The 16,613-nt window shown below is 44.3% G+C and carries 14 protein-coding genes and 2 tRNA genes; 14 read left to right on the top strand and 2 right to left on the bottom strand.

Features of this window, described 5'->3' with window-relative positions; genetic code table 11:
• Positions 1 to 70: 70 nt before the first annotated feature.
• From secG to PSF09_RS05650, 14 genes are all read left to right on the top strand, one after another.
• Positions 71 to 415, top strand: coding sequence for a preprotein translocase subunit SecG (secG, locus tag PSF09_RS05715; protein ID WP_004905902.1), 345 nt, complete (start codon positions 71 to 73; stop codon positions 413 to 415).
• A 115-nt stretch (positions 416 to 530) separates the two neighbouring features.
• Positions 531 to 620 (top strand) — tRNA-Leu (locus PSF09_RS05710).
• A gap of 59 nt (positions 621 to 679) precedes the next feature.
• Positions 680 to 756, top strand: a tRNA-Met gene (locus PSF09_RS05705).
• A 252-nt stretch (positions 757 to 1,008) separates the two neighbouring features.
• A complete protein-coding gene (gene rimP / locus PSF09_RS05700) occupies positions 1,009 to 1,461 on the top strand; it encodes a ribosome maturation factor RimP (RefSeq protein WP_004907471.1) in 453 nt (150 codons plus the stop codon).
• A 23-nt stretch (positions 1,462 to 1,484) separates the two neighbouring features.
• Positions 1,485 to 2,993 (top strand): transcription termination factor NusA, encoded by a 1,509-nt coding sequence (nusA, locus tag PSF09_RS05695; protein ID WP_004905898.1) that lies wholly within the window; start codon positions 1,485 to 1,487, stop codon positions 2,991 to 2,993.
• Between the two features lie 23 nt (positions 2,994 to 3,016).
• Complete coding sequence (gene infB, locus PSF09_RS05690; RefSeq protein WP_272683616.1) at positions 3,017 to 5,755, top strand: translation initiation factor IF-2; 2,739 nt, start codon at positions 3,017 to 3,019, stop codon at positions 5,753 to 5,755.
• A gap of 85 nt (positions 5,756 to 5,840) precedes the next feature.
• Complete coding sequence (rbfA, locus tag PSF09_RS05685) at positions 5,841 to 6,251, top strand: 30S ribosome-binding factor RbfA (RefSeq protein WP_004905894.1); 411 nt, start codon at positions 5,841 to 5,843, stop codon at positions 6,249 to 6,251.
• The gene (gene truB, locus PSF09_RS05680; protein ID WP_272683615.1) at positions 6,251 to 7,204 is read left to right on the top strand and encodes a tRNA pseudouridine(55) synthase TruB; all 954 of its coding nucleotides are present in this window, start codon (positions 6,251 to 6,253) and stop codon (positions 7,202 to 7,204) included. Before rbfA ends, truB begins: the two co-directional genes overlap by 1 nt.
• Before the next feature lie 112 nt (positions 7,205 to 7,316).
• Positions 7,317 to 7,586, top strand: a complete 270-nt coding sequence (gene rpsO, locus PSF09_RS05675) for a 30S ribosomal protein S15 (protein WP_004905890.1) — start codon at positions 7,317 to 7,319, stop codon at positions 7,584 to 7,586.
• A 401-nt stretch (positions 7,587 to 7,987) separates the two neighbouring features.
• The gene (gene pnp / locus PSF09_RS05670; protein WP_210835670.1) at positions 7,988 to 10,111 is read left to right on the top strand and encodes a polyribonucleotide nucleotidyltransferase; all 2,124 of its coding nucleotides are present in this window, start codon (positions 7,988 to 7,990) and stop codon (positions 10,109 to 10,111) included.
• 93 nt (positions 10,112 to 10,204) lie between these two features.
• Entirely contained in the window at positions 10,205 to 11,122 is a 918-nt protein-coding gene (gene nlpI, locus PSF09_RS05665; RefSeq protein ID WP_004907480.1) for a lipoprotein NlpI, read from the top strand.
• A 170-nt stretch (positions 11,123 to 11,292) separates the two neighbouring features.
• Positions 11,293 to 13,233: a DEAD/DEAH family ATP-dependent RNA helicase gene (locus PSF09_RS05660; RefSeq protein WP_102138207.1), complete on the top strand. Its 1,941-nt coding sequence runs from the start codon at positions 11,293 to 11,295 to the stop codon at positions 13,231 to 13,233.
• A gap of 152 nt (positions 13,234 to 13,385) precedes the next feature.
• Positions 13,386 to 13,628, top strand: coding sequence for a type II toxin-antitoxin system RelE/ParE family toxin (locus PSF09_RS05655; RefSeq protein WP_272683614.1), 243 nt, complete (start codon positions 13,386 to 13,388; stop codon positions 13,626 to 13,628).
• A gap of 137 nt (positions 13,629 to 13,765) precedes the next feature.
• Entirely contained in the window at positions 13,766 to 14,095 is a 330-nt protein-coding gene (locus PSF09_RS05650; RefSeq protein WP_210835662.1) for a helix-turn-helix domain-containing protein, read from the top strand.
• Positions 14,096 to 14,099: 4 nt separating this feature from the next.
• Here the strand turns inward: PSF09_RS05650 and btsR are convergent, their stop codons facing one another.
• Together btsR and PSF09_RS05640 are read right to left on the bottom strand one after the other, a co-directional pair.
• Entirely contained in the window at positions 14,100 to 14,816 is a 717-nt protein-coding gene (gene btsR / locus PSF09_RS05645; protein ID WP_210835660.1) for a two-component system response regulator BtsR, read from the bottom strand.
• Between the two features lie 19 nt (positions 14,817 to 14,835).
• A complete protein-coding gene (locus PSF09_RS05640) occupies positions 14,836 to 16,521 on the bottom strand; it encodes a sensor histidine kinase (RefSeq protein ID WP_210835658.1) in 1,686 nt (561 codons plus the stop codon).
• Positions 16,522 to 16,613: the final 92 nt, after the last annotated feature.

Below are 16,613 nucleotides of genomic sequence, written 5' to 3'. Positions count from 1 at the left end.
AAATGAGCAGGTGTGCAGTGATAAAGGTCATAGCATTAGGCTATGCACCGCAACTGAATAGGTAACTCAAATGTATGTAGCTCTTTTAATTATTTTCTTGCTAGCGGCTATCGGGCTTATTGGTCTGATTATGTTACAGCAAGGTAAAGGTGCTGACATGGGAGCTTCATTCGGTGCGGGCGCTTCTGCAACACTGTTTGGTTCATCGGGCTCAGGTAACTTCATGACCCGTATGACTGGAATCTTGGCTGCTGTGTTTTTCATCATCAGTTTGATACTTGGCAATATGACTGCTAACAAGTACGGAACTGGTAGTGGTAGTAAGTGGGAAAACATTAGTGAACCTACAAAAGTCGAGCAACCAACAGACGTTCCGGCAGCACCAGCTACACCAACGAGCGATATCCCTCGTTAAGTGTGAAAGATTCCGAATGAAGGCAACTAATGCCATCATTAAGTAGTAAGCTCAGCGATGAGTGAGAAGTTAAAATTTGAGGTTATTGATTAACTATTGATAACCTCGCCTCAGTGCCGAGGTGGTGAAATTGGTATACACGCTACCTTGAGGTGGTAGTGCCTACAAAACGGGCGTACGGGTTCAAGTCCCGTCCTCGGCACCATTATTTTAGATAGCTTGTGATTTACGGGTTATCTGTGTAGAATATGACACGTTTTCGAACGCGGGATGGAGCAGCTTGGTAGCTCGTCGGGCTCATAACCCGAAGGTCGTCGGTTCAAATCCGGCTCCCGCAACCATTTCTTATTCAACATACCTTGTCAGTATCGTAGTCTATAGTAGTTATCCGGTGTAGCAATCAAGTGCAGTTAACTAACAGCTCTCAAAATTTCTCATCGATTTCTCTAGATTTTACAGGTATAATAAGAATATGGTGAACCCGTGCACTACAGGGTCCAGTTGCATAAAGCCCCGAATTTCGGGGTTTTTTGTTATTTGACAATCGAATTAACTGGGCTTTTATAGCCCTTTTTTTATGTCTGGGGGTGGGCTTGTCCACATTAGAACAGAAATTAACAGAGATGATTTCAGCACCGGTGGAGGCGCTAGGCTTTGAATTTGTTGGCTTAGAGTTTATCCGTGGTCGCACATCGACACTGCGTGTCTTCATCGATAGTGAAGAAGGCATCACTGTTGATGATTGTGCTGATGTCAGCCATCAGGTCAGTGCAGTATTGGACGTTGAAGATCCAATTTCTGTCATTTATAACCTGGAAATATCGTCACCAGGGCTTGAGCGTCCATTATTCACTATTGCGCATTACGAGCGTTTTATGGGTGAAGAGGTGGCATTGACTTTGCGTATAGCAATGCAGAACCGCCGTAGGTGGCAAGGCGTTATTAAGGCCATAGACGGTGAAATGATTACGGTTACTGTAGATGGTAAGGATGAGGTGTTCGCCCTCGGCAACATCCAGAAAGCTAACTTGGTACCCCACTTTTAATAAAGTTCAATGAGGCAACTAGGATGAATAAAGAAATTCTGGCTGTTGTAGAAGCGGTTTCTAACGAAAAATCCCTCCCTCGTGAAAAAATCTTCGAGGCTCTGGAAACTGCATTAGCGACGGCAACTAAAAAGAAATACGAGCAAGAAATTGATGTCCGTGTGGAAATTGACCGTAAATCAGGTGATTTCGATACCTTCCGTCGTTGGTTAATTGTCGAAGAAGTCACAATGCCAACGCGTGAAATTACATTAGAAGCGGCTCAATACGAAGATCCGGCACTGCAGCTTGGAGAGTACGTCGAAGACCAAATCGAGTCTGTTGTATTTGACCGTATTACCACTCAAACAGCTAAGCAAGTTATCGTACAGAAAGTACGCGAAGCAGAGCGTGCGATGGTTGTTGACCAATTCCGTGAGCAACAAGGTGAAATTATCACGGCTCAGGTGAAAAAAGTTAATCGTGAAAATATCACGTTAGATTTAGGCAATAACGCTGAAGCTGTGATTCTGCGTGAAGATATGTTGCCACGTGAAAACTTCCGTCCAGGTGACCGTATCCGCGGAGTCCTGTATGATGTTCGTCCTGAGGCACGCGGTGCGCAACTTTTTGTTACGCGTTCTCGCCCTGAAATGCTGATTGAATTATTCCGCATTGAAGTACCAGAAATTGGCGAAGAAATTATTGAAATTAAAGCCGCTGCCCGTGACCCAGGTTCTCGTGCAAAAATTGCGGTGAAAACTAATGACAAGCGTATCGACCCTGTTGGTGCTTGTGTTGGTATGCGTGGAGCGCGAGTTCAAGCCGTTTCTAGTGAATTAGGCGGCGAAAGAATTGATATTGTGTTATGGGACGATAACCCAGCTCAATTCGTTATTAATGCAATGGCTCCGGCTGATGTTGCATCTATCGTAGTCGATGAAGACAAATGTACGATGGATGTTGCCGTAGAAAGCAGTAATCTGGCACAAGCCATTGGACGTAACGGTCAAAACGTACGTCTGGCAGCTCAATTACTGAAAAAACACCGTGGTGATGACAAGTGGGAATTAAACGTCATGACCGCAGAAGAGCTTAATGCAAAACATCAGGCAGAAGCACATGCTTCTATTGATACATTCACCAAGCATCTTGATATTGATGAAGAGTTTGCCACTGCACTTGTTGAAGAAGGCTTCTCGACGTTAGAAGAACTGGCTTACGTGCCTATTAATGAACTTCTGGAAATTGATGGTCTTGATGAAGAGACTGTTGAAGTTCTACGTGAAAGAGCGAAAGCGGCCCTCACCACAATAGAATTGGCTCAAAAAGAGAGCCTAGGTGATAATCAGCCAGCAGAAGATTTGTTGAATCTTGAAGGTATGGATCGTACTCTTGCCTATAATTTGGCTACTCGTGGAATCTGTACACTGGAAGATCTTGCTGAGCAGGGCATCGACGACCTGATTGATATTGAAGGTCTGGATGATGAGAAAGCAGGTACGCTCATCATGGCCGCACGTAATATTTGCTGGTTCGGTAACGATGCGTAAACACTGTAGCAGGAAGGAACGGCATGACAGAAACTGTAAAAACATTGGCAACGGAAATTCAAACCACAGTTGATCGCCTGGTACAGCAATTTGCTGAAGCAGGGATCAAAAAAGGTGAGAATGACTCTGTTAGTCAGTCAGAAAAAGAAGCTTTACTGAGCCATTTAAACCGTGAACAAGGCGGGGCAGCGGGTCAGCCAAGCAAATTGACACTACAGCGCAAAACTCGTAGTACGCTGAGTGTCCCCGTCACCGGTGGCAAAAGCAAATCGGTAAATGTTGAAGTCCGCAAAAAACGCACTTATGTGAACCGTGATGCTGAAGAAGCAAAAGCGGAAGAACAGGCGCAGCGTGAAGCGGAAGAGCAGGCACAGCGCGAAGCTGAAGAACTGGCACAACGTCAAGCAGATGCAAAACGATTAGCAGAAGAAACAACTAAACGTGAAGCGGAAGAAAAGGCAAAACGTGAAGCCCAAGAGAAAGCAAAACGTGAAGCAGCAGATAAAGCGACGCGCGAAGCAGCGGAAAGAGAAAAAGTGAAACCAAGCGAAAATCAACAAAAAGCAGGCAAAGCTGTAGAAAGTAATGCCGACAAACAACGCCGTGAAGCTGAAGCTGCGGAGCTAAAACGTAAAGCTGAAGAAGAAACTCAGCGCAAAGTTGAAGCAGAAGCACGTCGCGTGGCTGAAGAAGCACGCAAAATGGCTGAAGAAAACGGCGAAAAATGGACTGCTGACACGAAAACTGAAGAAGACAGCGATTATCACACAACCACTTCAACGCATGCTCGCGCTGCTGAAGATGAAAGTGATGAGAAAGAAGAAGGCCGTCGTTCACGTAACCGTACAGCGAAAGCACCTCGTCAGAAAAAAGGTAACAAACTTTCTGAGAAAGCAGACCGCGAAGAAGAGCGTGCTGCGGGTCGTTCAGGCCGTACTAAAGGTAAACAACGTAAAGGTAGTTCTTTACAGCAAAGCTTTACTAAGCCAGCAGCAGCGGTTAACCGTGATGTTGTGATTGGCGAGACTATCACTGTGGGTGAACTCGCGAATAAAATGGCAGTAAAAGGTTCTCAAGTCATCAAAACGATGATGAAGATGGGCGCTATGGCGACTATCAACCAAGTGATTGACCAAGAAACTGCACAATTAGTCGCAGAAGAAATGGGTCACAAAGTTATTCTGCGTCGTGAGAACGAGTTAGAAGAATCGGTAATGAATGACCGTGATACTGGTTCTGCAGCGCAAGAACCACGTGCACCAGTTGTTACCATCATGGGTCACGTTGACCACGGTAAAACCTCTTTACTTGACTACATTCGTTCAACGAAAGTGGCATCAGGCGAAGCGGGTGGTATTACTCAGCACATCGGTGCTTACCACGTGCAAACTGACAAAGGTATGATTACCTTCCTAGATACCCCAGGTCACGCCGCGTTTACATCTATGCGTGCTCGTGGTGCTCAGGCAACAGATATCGTTGTTCTGGTTGTTGCAGCGGACGATGGCGTAATGCCACAAACTATCGAAGCTATCCAACATGCGAAAGCTGCGGGTGTACCGATTGTTGTTGCTGTGAACAAAATTGATAAACCAGAAGCGGATATTGACCGTGTTAGAAATGAGCTGTCTCAGTACGGTGTTATTTCTGAAGAGTGGGGCGGTGATACGCAATTTATCGGTGTATCTGCGAAAGTGGGTACAGGTATTGACGATTTACTTGATGCACTGTTACTGCAAGCTGAAGTTTTAGAACTGAAAGCAGTTTATACCGGCATGGCAAGCGGCGTGGTTGTTGAGTCTTACTTAGACAAAGGTCGTGGCCCTGTGGCAACTATCCTAGTTCAAGAAGGTACGCTGAACAAAGGTGATATCGTCCTGTGTGGATTTGAATATGGCCGTATTCGTGCAATGCGTAACGAACTCGGTAAAGATGTTCAATCTGCCGGTCCATCAATGCCTGTTGAGATTTTAGGTCTGTCTAGCGTCCCTTCAGCGGGTGACGAAGCGACAGTTGTTCGTGATGAGAAAAAAGCACGTGAAGTTGCCCTGTACCGTCAAGGTAAATTCCGCGATGTTAAATTAGCTCGTCAGCAGAAATCTAAACTGGAAAACATGTTTGCTAACATGGAAGAAGGTAAAGTTTCTGAACTGAACATTGTACTGAAAACTGACGTTCAAGGTACTTGTGAAGCGATCACTGACTCTCTGATGAAACTGTCAACAGATGAAGTTAAAGTGAAAATTATCGGTTCAGGCGTGGGTGGTATCACTGAAACTGACGCGACACTGGCTGCTGCATCAAACGCAATCATCCTTGGCTTTAACGTCCGTGCTGATGCCTCTGCACGTCGTGTAATTGAAAGCGAAAGTGTTGATTTACGTTACTACTCGGTCATCTATAGCTTGATTGATGAAATCAAACAAGCGATGAGTGGTATGTTGGCACCTGAATACAAACAGCAAATCATTGGTCTGGCAGAAGTCCGTGATGTATTTAAATCACCGAAATTTGGTGCAGTTGCTGGTTGTATGGTTACTGAAGGTACCATTAAACGTAATAACCCAATCCGTGTCCTGCGTGATAACGTCGTTATCTATGAAGGTGAATTAGAATCACTGCGTCGCTTTAAAGATGACGTTAGTGAAGTTCGTAACGGTATGGAATGTGGTATCGGCGTTAAGAACTACAACGACGTTCGCGTTGGCGATATGATCGAAGTCTTCGAAATCATTGAAGTTAAACGTTCTATTGACGGTTAATTTTGTGAGAGCCCACGAAGCATCGTGACTACAAAATAGTGTTATAAGGGGGCGATAGCCCCCTTTATTGTCAGGAGACATAACGATGGCAAAAGAATTCAGTCGTGCTCAGCGCGTTGCGCAAGAGATGCAAAAAGAAATTGCGATCATCTTACAACGTGAGATCAAAGACCCACGTATTGGTATGGCTACCGTTTCAGGTGTCGAGTTATCTCGCGATCTCGCATACGGTAAAGTCTTTGTGACCTTCTTCAATATCGCTAATGATAAAAGCGAAGAAGAAATGGTTGCAGACGGCATTAAAGCATTAAATGAAGCATCAGGCTTTATACGTTCATTAATTGGAAAAGCCATGCGCTTACGTATCATTCCTGAGTTAACATTTGAGTATGACAACTCTCTTGTTGACGGTATGCGAATGTCTAATTTAGTGTCAAATGTGATCCGCGATGATGAAAAACGTCGTGCGGATGTTAGTGATAAAGAGGAAAAATAATGGGGCGTCGTCGTAGCGGCCGTAATATTGACGGCGTAGTGCTGCTGGATAAACCCACGGATATTTCTTCAAATGATGCGCTGCAAAAAGTGCGGCGCTTTTTTAATGCCAATAAAGCTGGACACACAGGGGCACTTGACCCTCTTGCAACAGGTATGTTGCCTGTTTGTCTTGGCGAAGCGACGAAATTTTCCCAGTTTTTACTCGATTCAGATAAACGTTATCGCGTCATTGCTCGTCTTGGGCAACGTACTGACACATCAGATTCACACGGCGAAATTATCAGTGAGCGTAACGTAGAGTTTACACAGCAGCAACTGGATGACGCTTTAGCGTTTTTCCGCGGTGATACATTACAAGTTCCTTCAATGTATTCTGCGCTGAAACATCAAGGTCGTCCATTGTATGAATATGCGCGTAAAGGAATTACGGTTGAGCGTGAAGCTCGTCCAATTACAGTGTATGAATTGCAGTTTATTCGTTTAGAAAATAACGAATTAGAGCTGGAAATACACTGTTCTAAAGGAACCTATATTCGTACAATTATTGATGACCTCGGTGAGATGTTAGGCTGTGGTGCGCATGTGATTTACTTGCGTCGAGTGCAAGTGGCTAACTATCCTTATGAGCGAATGGTAACATTAGAGCAATTAGCCGCCTTACGAGCAAAAGTAGATGCAGGTGAAGGTTCTTTTGAGTCCTTGCTTGATACTTTATTATTGCCAATGGATACCGCAGTCGTTCATTTTCCAGCTGTAAATATTACAGAGGAAACAGCGGCTTACTTTAAACAGGGTCAACCTGTGAGAGCCGCGGTTGAAGGCCTTGAAGAAAACGGTATGGTTCGAGTCACTTGTGGTACAGCGCAGCGGTTTATCGGTATTGCTCTGGTGAGTGAGGATGGACGTATCGCACCGAAGCGTTTGGTTGTGGAAAATGAACAGCCCGCGTAGTAGCGCTTATTGCTTTGCTGCCTTAAGCAGCGTAGAATAGCGGCGCTTAATCTTGAGATGCTAAATTAGAGATTGGCTCTCATCACTTACATTAATCATTTTGGAGTTTATTATGTCTCTAAGTAATGAAGCGAAAGCTAAAATCGTTGCTGAGTTCGGCCGCGGTGAAAATGACACTGGTTCAAGCGAAGTTCAAATCGCTCTGCTGACTGCACAAATCAACCACCTGCAAAGCCACTTTGCAGAGCACAAAAAAGATCACCACAGCCGTCGTGGTCTGCTGCGTATGGTTGCTCAGCGTCGTCGCTTACAAGCTTACTTGAAAGGTAAAGATATCGCGCGTTACACTGCTCTTATCGAGCGTTTAGGTCTGCGTCGCTAATCTTACTCTAGATAATTCGAGTTGCAGCTAGGCTAAAAATGAGTGAGATACTAGAACATACATCAGTATGTGGCTAGTACGAGTGAATGTAGTCAACAACGTTGCAACTTGAAATATGACGAGTAGAGTCAGTTTCAGAGAAAAGGGGCCAGAGGCCCCTTTTCTTCTAAAAGTTATTTTGAAAGTTGAAGTAATACTCGAATTATACTTAACTTAAATGCTAAGCTATGAGTCGTAGTAAGTTGTTTTATTAATGCCTCTTCGCTGCATCCGATTCGCGCGGCTAATGAGAGAATTGATCACTGGAATATCAGTATTCTCATTAGTCGCGAGGCTGTAGTAGGAAGAGTAAGCCAATGCTCCCTGAGAATCTCAGGTAGCCTTACAAAAAGGGTAATATAGTGTTAAATCCTATTGTTCGTAAATTCCAATACGGTCAACATACTGTTTCGATTGAAACAGGTATGATCGCACGCCAAGCATCTGCTGCTGTTATGGTTAACATGGATGACACTGCAGTATTTGTGACTGCAGTTGCACAGAAAAAAGTGAAAGAAGGTCAAGACTTCTTCCCTTTAACTGTTAACTATCAAGAACGTACATATGCAGCGGGCCGCATCCCAGGAAGCTTCTTCCGTCGTGAAGGCCGTCCTGGTGAAGGCGAAACGTTAATCGCTCGTCTGATTGACCGTCCTCTACGCCCTCTGTTCCCAGAAGGTTTCTTGAACGAAATCCAAATCATTGCAACTGTTGTGTCTGTTAACCCACAAGTTAACCCAGACATCGTTGCGATGATCGGTGCGTCCGCAGTACTCGCACTGTCAGGTGTTCCATTCAATGGCCCAATCGGTGCGGCACGTGTTGGTTTTATCAATGACCAATATGTTCTGAACCCTACAGCGGACGAGCTGAAAAACAGCCGTTTGGACTTAGTGGTTGCAGGTACCGATAACGCAGTATTGATGGTTGAATCTGAAGCTGAACTGTTAAGTGAAGAACAAATGTTAGGTGCGGTGGTATTTGGCCACGACCAACAACAAGTTGTTATTCAGAATATCAATGAATTAGTGAAAGAAGCTGGTAAAGAGAAATGGGATTGGCAGCCAGAGCCAGTTAACCAAGCTCTGCATGACCGTGTTGCACAATTAGCTGAAAGCCGTATGGGCGACGCTTACCGCATCACTGAAAAACAAGAGCGCTACGCGCAGGTTGACTTAATCAAAGAAGAAGTCACTGCAGTATTAGTTGCTGAAGACGAAAACGTTGATGTTTCTGAAGTTGCTGACATTTTAGCAAGCTTAGAAAAACAAGTTGTTCGTAGCCGTGTTATCCGTGGTGAGCCACGCATCGATGGCCGCGAAAAAGATATGGTTCGCGCTCTGGACGTTCGTACGGGTGTTCTGCCACGTACTCACGGTTCTGCACTGTTTACTCGTGGTGAAACTCAAGCACTGGTAACGGCAACGTTAGGTACAGAACGTGATGCGCAGGTTATCGACCAATTAATGGGCGAATATACTGACCGTTTCTTATTCCATTACAACTTCCCTCCATACTCTGTTGGTGAAACTGGCATGGTGGGTTCACCAAAACGTCGTGAAATCGGTCATGGCCGCTTAGCGAAACGTGGTGTGTTAGCAGTAATGCCAGACCACGCTGATTTCCCATACACTATCCGTGTTGTATCTGAAATCACTGAATCTAATGGTTCATCATCAATGGCATCTGTTTGTGGTGCATCATTAGCACTGATGGATGCTGGTGTGCCAATTAAAGCCGCTGTTGCAGGTATTGCAATGGGTCTGGTGAAAGAAGGTAACGATTTCGTTGTTCTGTCTGACATCTTAGGTGACGAAGACCACTTAGGTGACATGGACTTTAAAGTAGCTGGTAGCCGTGAAGGTATCAGTGCACTGCAAATGGACATCAAAATCGAAGGTATCACACGTGAAATCATGCAAGTTGCTCTGAACCAAGCAAAAGGTGCACGTCTGCACATTCTTGGTACAATGGAACAAGCAATTAATGGTCCACGTGAAGAGATCTCTGAATTTGCACCACGCATTTACACGATCAAAATTAACTCAGACAAAATCAAAGATGTCATCGGTAAAGGTGGTTCAGTGATCCGTGCATTAACGGAAGAAACTGGCACAACGATTGAAATCGAAGATGATGGTACTGTTAAGATTGCCGCAACTGATGGCCTGAAAGCGAAAGAAGCCATTCGTCGTATCGAAGACATTACTGCAGAAGTTGAAGTGGGCCGCATTTACCCAGGTAAAGTAACCCGTATCGTCGACTTTGGTGCATTCGTTGCGATTGGTGGGGGTAAAGAAGGTCTGGTTCATATTTCTCAAATCGCGGATAAGCGTGTTGAGAAAGTGACAGATTACCTGCAAATGGGTCAAGAAGTTCCTGTTAAGGTATTGGAAATTGACCGTCAAGGTCGTATCCGCCTTAGCATGAAAGAAGCGGTAGCAACTGAAGAACCAACTGCACAGCCGCAGGACTCAGCAGAGTAAGCTGACCTAACAGCGTTCTATTAAATTAGGGCGCTATCAGCCTAAATTTGCTGAAACCATAATTTGTAAAGCGTGGTAATGTAAGGGCGGAGTATGTCGAACAGTATCTGTCTTCGGGTGAGAGATTATCGCACGTTACCGCGTGTGCTCTTGGCGCTTATCTTTTTTGTTATTATTGGATGTAGTAGCAAAGATTGGCGAAAGAACGAGGTATTTGCCGTTCCACTTCAACCTTCATTGCAACAAGAAGTGATACTGGCTCGTATGGAACAAATCCTTGCGAGCCGGTCTTTAACCGATGATGAATACGCACAGCTTTTATATGAGCGCGGTGTGTTGTATGATAGTCTCGGTTTAAGGGCACTGGCGCGTAATGATTTTTCAACTGCGTTAGCCATTCGTCCTGATATTCCTGAAGTTTTTAATTTTTTAGGGATATATTTTACGCAGGCAGGCAATTATGATGCTGCCTATGAAGCGTTTGATTCTGTTTTAGAGCTTGATCCAACTTACAATTTCGCGCGAATGAATCGTGGCATCGCATTATATTACGGTGAACGATACAAACTAGCGCAGGATGATCTGCTGGCGTATTATCAGATAGATCCAAATGATCCTTTTCGTACACTGTGGCTTTATCTCGTAGAGAAAGACATAGACCCGCGTATGGCGCAAGATAATCTTGCCGCCCGCTACAACCAAGCGGAGAAAGGGCAATGGGGCTGGAATATCGTAGAATTCTATCTTGGCAATATCGATGAAAATACATTGATGGCGCGTTTGAAAGAAACGTCTACGGATAACACTTCGCTCGCTGAGCATCTCAGTGAAACTAACTTCTATTTAGGTAAGCATTACCTAAGTCTGGGGGATAAGGATAGCGCAGTTGCGTTATTCAAACTGACGGTAGCTAACAACGCTCACAGCTTTGTTGAACACCGCTATGCATTGTTGGAATTGGCGCTGTTAGGCCAAGAACAAGACGACCTTTTAGAATCGGGCCAGCAATAGCTGACGAACATTTCACGATATTTTTTTAAGTCATCATCCCTCGGGGTGACGGCCTATTTGTTCGTTTAATAAACACAATTTGAGCCAGTTCACATTTTAAATGAAAATGACCGAAATGATTTTCGCATGGTTATGTAAACTGGCTGCCATTATGTATGAGGCACCTTTACATGACTACTGAGACCGATATTTCTTTTGCTGAGTTAGGTTTATCAGCATCTATTTTGACAGCACTAAACGACCTGGGATATGAAAAACCATCACCAATCCAACAACAATGTATTCCATTGTTAATGGATGGTAATGATGTATTAGGTATGGCACAAACAGGTAGCGGTAAAACTGCTGCATTTAGTTTGCCATTACTGCATAACATCGACCCAGATTTAAAAGCTCCGCAAATTTTAGTCCTTGCACCAACTCGTGAGTTGGCTGTTCAGGTAGCGGAAGCAATGAGCGATTTCTCTAAACATATGAATCGCGTTAACGTTGTTGCCCTGTATGGTGGCCAACGTTATGACGTACAATTACGTGCACTGCGCCAAGGACCGCAAATTGTTGTGGGTACACCAGGCCGCCTTCTTGATCACTTAAAACGTGGCACGTTAGACCTTTCTAAATTAAAAGGCTTAGTTTTAGACGAAGCTGATGAAATGCTGCGTATGGGCTTCATTGAAGATGTTGAAAACATCATGAGCCAAATTCCAGCTGAGCACCAAACTGCGCTGTTCTCTGCAACAATGCCTGAGCCAATTCGTCGTATTACACGTCGTTTTATGAAAGACCCGAAAGAGATTCGCATTCAGGCTAGCATTACCACTCGTCCAGATATTGCCCAGAGCTATTGGACTGTGTACGGCATGCGTAAAAATGAAGCGTTAGTACGTTTCTTAGAAGCAGAAGACTTTGATGCTGCGATTATTTTCGTACGTACCAAAAATGCAACATTAGAAGTGGCTGAAGCGTTAGAACGCAATGGCTACAACAGTGCGGCACTTAATGGTGACATGAACCAAGCACTGCGTGAGCAAACGTTAGAGCGTTTAAAAGATGGTCGTTTGGATATCTTGATTGCAACTGACGTTGCAGCGCGTGGTCTGGATGTTGAGCGTATTAGCTTAGTTGTTAACTACGACATCCCAATGGATGCGGAGTCTTACGTTCACCGTATTGGCCGTACTGGTCGTGCGGGTCGTGCGGGCCGTGCGTTACTGTTTGTTGAAAACCGTGAACGTCGTCTGCTACGTAACGTTGAACGTACGATGAAACTGACTATTCCTGAAGTTGAGTTACCAGATGCCGATCTGCTGAGCCAACGTCGTCAGGCGAAATTTGCTGAGAAAATTCAACAGCAATTAGAAAGCAGCGATTTAGACCAATACCGTTCACTGTTAGCAAAAATGTCTCCATCAGAAGATGTCGATATGGAAACTTTAGCAGCGGCATTGTTAAAAATGGCACAAGGCGAGCGTGCGCTGATCCTGCCACCAGATGCGCCACGTCGCCCACGTCGTGAATTCAACGACCGTGATGACCGCCGTGGTGGTGATCGTCGTGATCGTAACAGCAACGGCAACGGTTTTGACCGTGCTGAACGCGGTGAGCGTGGCGGCCGTCGTGAGCGTCGTGATGTGGGTGATATGGAGATGTACCGTATTGAAGTTGGCCGTGATGATGGTGTGGAAGTTCGTCACATTGTTGGTGCGATTGCTAACGAAGCGGATATCAGCAGCCGTTATATCGGTAATATCAAATTGTACGGAACGCACTCGACAATTGAATTGCCAAAAGGTATGCCAACGGATGTGTTAACACATTTAAGTCGCGCACGCATTCTGAATAAACCAACGCAAATGCAACTGATCGGTGATGCACAACCGTTCGAACGTCGTGGCGGCGGTGAGCGCCGTGGTGGTCCACGTCGTGAGGGCGGTAGCGAAGGTGGCTTCGGTGCAGGTCGCCGTAATGACCGTGGCGGTGAGCGCGGTGGTGAACGTCGTGGCGGCGGTGAGCGTCGTGGTGGTGGTAACCGTGACCGTGGTAACTCTGCTCCACGCCAAGATGGCACGAATGCGGCACCTCGTCGCCGTAGCAGCAGCCATAACGCATAATGACTTGGTTTTATAGGGATTAATTCCCTACTAAAACACAAAACCCGCATTTCATTGAAGTGCGGGTTTTTTTATTGTTTAAATAATCGACTATATTGCTTCTTGGTATGGTGCTTGTTACTATAGTAACCGGTACTACATGGAGAGTAGTTGTGGCATTCTATAAAGTTTCATCATTCAAACGCAGTACTAAGAAAATAAAGATCACTAATCAACGCTTATTTGAAACAGCAAATGAGGTTTTACGAGGGATTTACGAGGCTGATTTAGGTTGTGGGGTGATTAAAAAAAGAATGGCAATTAATGGAAAAGGAAAAAGTGGAGGAATTAGAGTCATTATATTCTTCAAGATAAATCATCACCTTTTCTTCGTAGATGGGTGGGGAAAAAAATAATATTAGTTCTAAAAAAGCGAAAGAAATTGAAGATGATGATTTAGAGGGATATAGACAGCTATCACGCCTTTTTTTGAGTTATACAGATGAAAAACTGTTTGAATTAATTTCTCATGGTATTTTAGAGGAGCTAACTGATGAGCAATAAATTAGAGAATATGCTTGAGCTGGCAAAAGAGTTACGCGAGGTTGATGCTGCACCAGAAAGTTTAGTTAATGATCTAGAAAAAAAAGTTAACGCTAGAAAACTAAATGAAAAAATAAAAGTTGTCCCAATGATGAGTGGCGCAAAAATTAAGCAGCTTAGAGCTCAATATGGTATGTCACAAGCGATGCTTGCATTAGCGCTTGGGATGTCGAAAGAAAGTGTTTCTAAGTGGGAGCGTGAAGAAAAAAAACCGAGTGGTCCCGCGTTAAGAATGTTACATCTTCTCGAATTACGCGGGCCAGAGATTTTAATTATTTAACTACTCAAACTAGCCCCAGTGCCTCTTTTAGTGGTTTGAGATAACGGCGGCTAACAGGGATATGTTCACCGGAACTGAGTACCAGTTCAGCTTGCCCACCATCACCAAACAAAATTTCGTTTAATTGGGTCATATTGACTAAATATTGGCGATGGCAGCGCACTAAAGGTGTTCGAGTCTCTAGTGTTCGCAGAGTGAGCTCTGTAAAACCTTCCAATCCTTGCGTACTCATCACATACACGCCACTCATCCGCGACGTGGCATATAGCACTTCATCAAGTTTCATTAAATAAATACGGCTATGGCCTGTACAAGGGATAAATTTCAGCGGCTCATTGTTGCTGAGCAGTTCAAGGTTCTGCTTTTGTTTACCTTGGCGTAGGCGGTTTAAGGTCTTTTCTAATCGTTCTGTTTCAAGGGGTTTTAACAAGTAATCAAAAGCATGTTCTTCAAAAGCCTGAATGGCAAATTCATTAAAAGCGGTAAGAAAGACAATATAAGGGCGGTCTTCTGGATCTAGCATGCGTACCATTTCTAAACCAGTTAGGCGTGGCATTTGAATATCCAAAAAGACCACATCAGGCTTCTTTTTATGGATGATGCCAATCGCTTCTATTGCATTGGCACATTCGCCAATAATTTCAATATCATCGTGTTCTTCGAGTAGGCAACGCACATTTTCCCGTGCAAGAGGTTCGTCATCAACAATCAATACATTCATAGAGGTAATTTAATCATTATTATGTTGTAGCCAAATAAGGCAGGCGAATTTTCATTCGGGTGAATTTTTCTGGCTCGTGTTCTACGCTGATGCCATATTGCTCACCATATTTTAAACGTAAGCGTCTATCGACTAGGCCCATCCCTAAGCCATCAGACTGTTTTGCAGGCTTATATAGGCCTGCGTTATCTTCTATTTCGATATACACATGTTCACTGCCGATATAACTACGTATTGTAATATAACCCGTTTCTAATAACTGTGAGGTGCCATGTTTAATTGCATTCTCAACCAGTGGTTGCAGGGTAAAAGCAGGGAGTTCAACCTGTTTGACTTCATCAGGGATCTCAATATGAATTTGTAAGCTTTCTTGAAAACGGGCTTTTTCTATTTGCAAATAGGCGTTGATATGTTCAATTTCTTCACCAAGCGTGGCATTTTGTTCAGGTCTTTTTAAGTTGTTGCGAAAAAAAGTTGAAATATATTGCACGAGCTGGCCTGCTTGCTGGCTATCTTTGCGGATCACGGCTTGCAGCGTGTTGAGCACATTGAACAAAAAGTGAGGATTTACTTGCGCGTGAAGTAGCTTAACCTCGGACTGCAACAATGATTGTTTGTTGCGTTCATATTGGCCCGCTAAAATTTGTGCAGAAAATAAACTGGCGATCCCTTCACCGAGGGTACGGTTTATGGAACTAAATAGGCTATTTTTCGCTTCATACAGTTTAATGGTACCAATGACTTTTTCGTTTTCTCCGCGTAATGGGATCACTAACGCAGAGCCGAGTTTACAGGTGGGGCTTAATGAACATTTATACGGGGTCTCATTGCCGTCGGCATAGACGACTTCATTATTCTCAATAGCTTGCCTTGATTGGCTTGACGAAATTGGTGTCCCGGGTCGATGGTGGTCAGCGCCAATGCCAATAAACGCGAGGATTTTTTCACGATCTGTAATAGCGACAGCACCAATTTCTAACTCTTGATAAATAATCTTAGCGACCTTCATGCTGTTGTCAGCATTAAAGCCTTTACGCAGAATCCCTTCAGTCGTTAAAGCAATTTTTAGCGCCTGAGCAGAGAATGCAGTCGTGTATTTTTCAACAATCGCACGGCGGTCGAGTAAAATTCGAATAAACATGGCTGCGCCAATAGTATTCGCGATCACCATCGGTGCAGCGATATTTTTAACGAGTTCGAGGGCTTCATCGAAAGGTTTTGCCAGCAATAAAATAATTAGCATCTGTATGATTTCAGCGACAAAAGTGACACAACTGGCAATCATTGGATTAAAAATTTTATTGATTTCGCCACGTTTCATAAAGTAACGATGAACTAACCCGCCAATCAACCCTTCAACAATTGTTGAGACCATACAGGCAAAGGCACTCATTCCCCCTAATGAATACCGATGCAGCCCGCCAGTGAAACCAACAGCAAAGCCCACTGCTGGGCCACCTAATAGGCCGCCAAGAACGGCTCCAATAGCACGAGTATTAGCAATAGAATCATTGATATGCAAACCAAAATAAGTACCGATAATGCAAAATACCGAGAAAATCAGGTAGCACATGACTTTATGTGGTAAGCGGATGGTTACCTTTAGAAGAGGGATAACTAATGGTGTCCGGCTAAGCGCCCAAGCAATAACGAGGTAGACACACATCTGCTGGAGTAGGAGTAATATTAAATCAAATTCGTACATGCTCGTCATACTTCACGTTGTGGGGGTGTTGACTTCGTCATCTCGCCCTAGTCACATACTTATGTATGCTCCTAGGGTCTCGCTTTCTCGTC

The sequence above is a fragment of the Providencia sp. PROV141 genome (genome assembly GCF_028481645.1).
GTDB lineage: Bacteria > Pseudomonadota > Gammaproteobacteria > Enterobacterales > Enterobacteriaceae > Providencia > Providencia rettgeri.
This window is presented reverse-complemented; position numbering and strand designations above follow the sequence as displayed.

Excerpts from the sequence above, each read along its gene's own strand:
- secG (WP_004905902.1), top strand. The coding sequence starts at position 71 with ATGTATGTAGCTCTTTTAATTATTTTCTTGCTAGCGGCTATCGGGCTT.
- nusA (WP_004905898.1), top strand. The coding sequence starts at position 1,485 with ATGAATAAAGAAATTCTGGCTGTTGTAGAAGCGGTTTCTAACGAAAAA.
- infB (WP_272683616.1), top strand. The coding sequence starts at position 3,017 with ATGACAGAAACTGTAAAAACATTGGCAACGGAAATTCAAACCACAGTT.
- rbfA (WP_004905894.1), top strand. The coding sequence starts at position 5,841 with ATGGCAAAAGAATTCAGTCGTGCTCAGCGCGTTGCGCAAGAGATGCAA.
- truB (WP_272683615.1), top strand. The coding sequence starts at position 6,251 with ATGGGGCGTCGTCGTAGCGGCCGTAATATTGACGGCGTAGTGCTGCTG.
- rpsO (WP_004905890.1), top strand. The coding sequence starts at position 7,317 with ATGTCTCTAAGTAATGAAGCGAAAGCTAAAATCGTTGCTGAGTTCGGC.
- nlpI (WP_004907480.1), top strand. The coding sequence starts at position 10,205 with ATGTCGAACAGTATCTGTCTTCGGGTGAGAGATTATCGCACGTTACCG.
- PSF09_RS05660 (WP_102138207.1), top strand. The coding sequence starts at position 11,293 with ATGACTACTGAGACCGATATTTCTTTTGCTGAGTTAGGTTTATCAGCA.
- PSF09_RS05650 (WP_210835662.1), top strand. The coding sequence starts at position 13,766 with ATGAGCAATAAATTAGAGAATATGCTTGAGCTGGCAAAAGAGTTACGC.
- btsR (WP_210835660.1), bottom strand. The coding sequence starts at position 14,816 with ATGAATGTATTGATTGTTGATGACGAACCTCTTGCACGGGAAAATGTG.
- PSF09_RS05640 (WP_210835658.1), bottom strand. The coding sequence starts at position 16,521 with ATGTACGAATTTGATTTAATATTACTCCTACTCCAGCAGATGTGTGTC.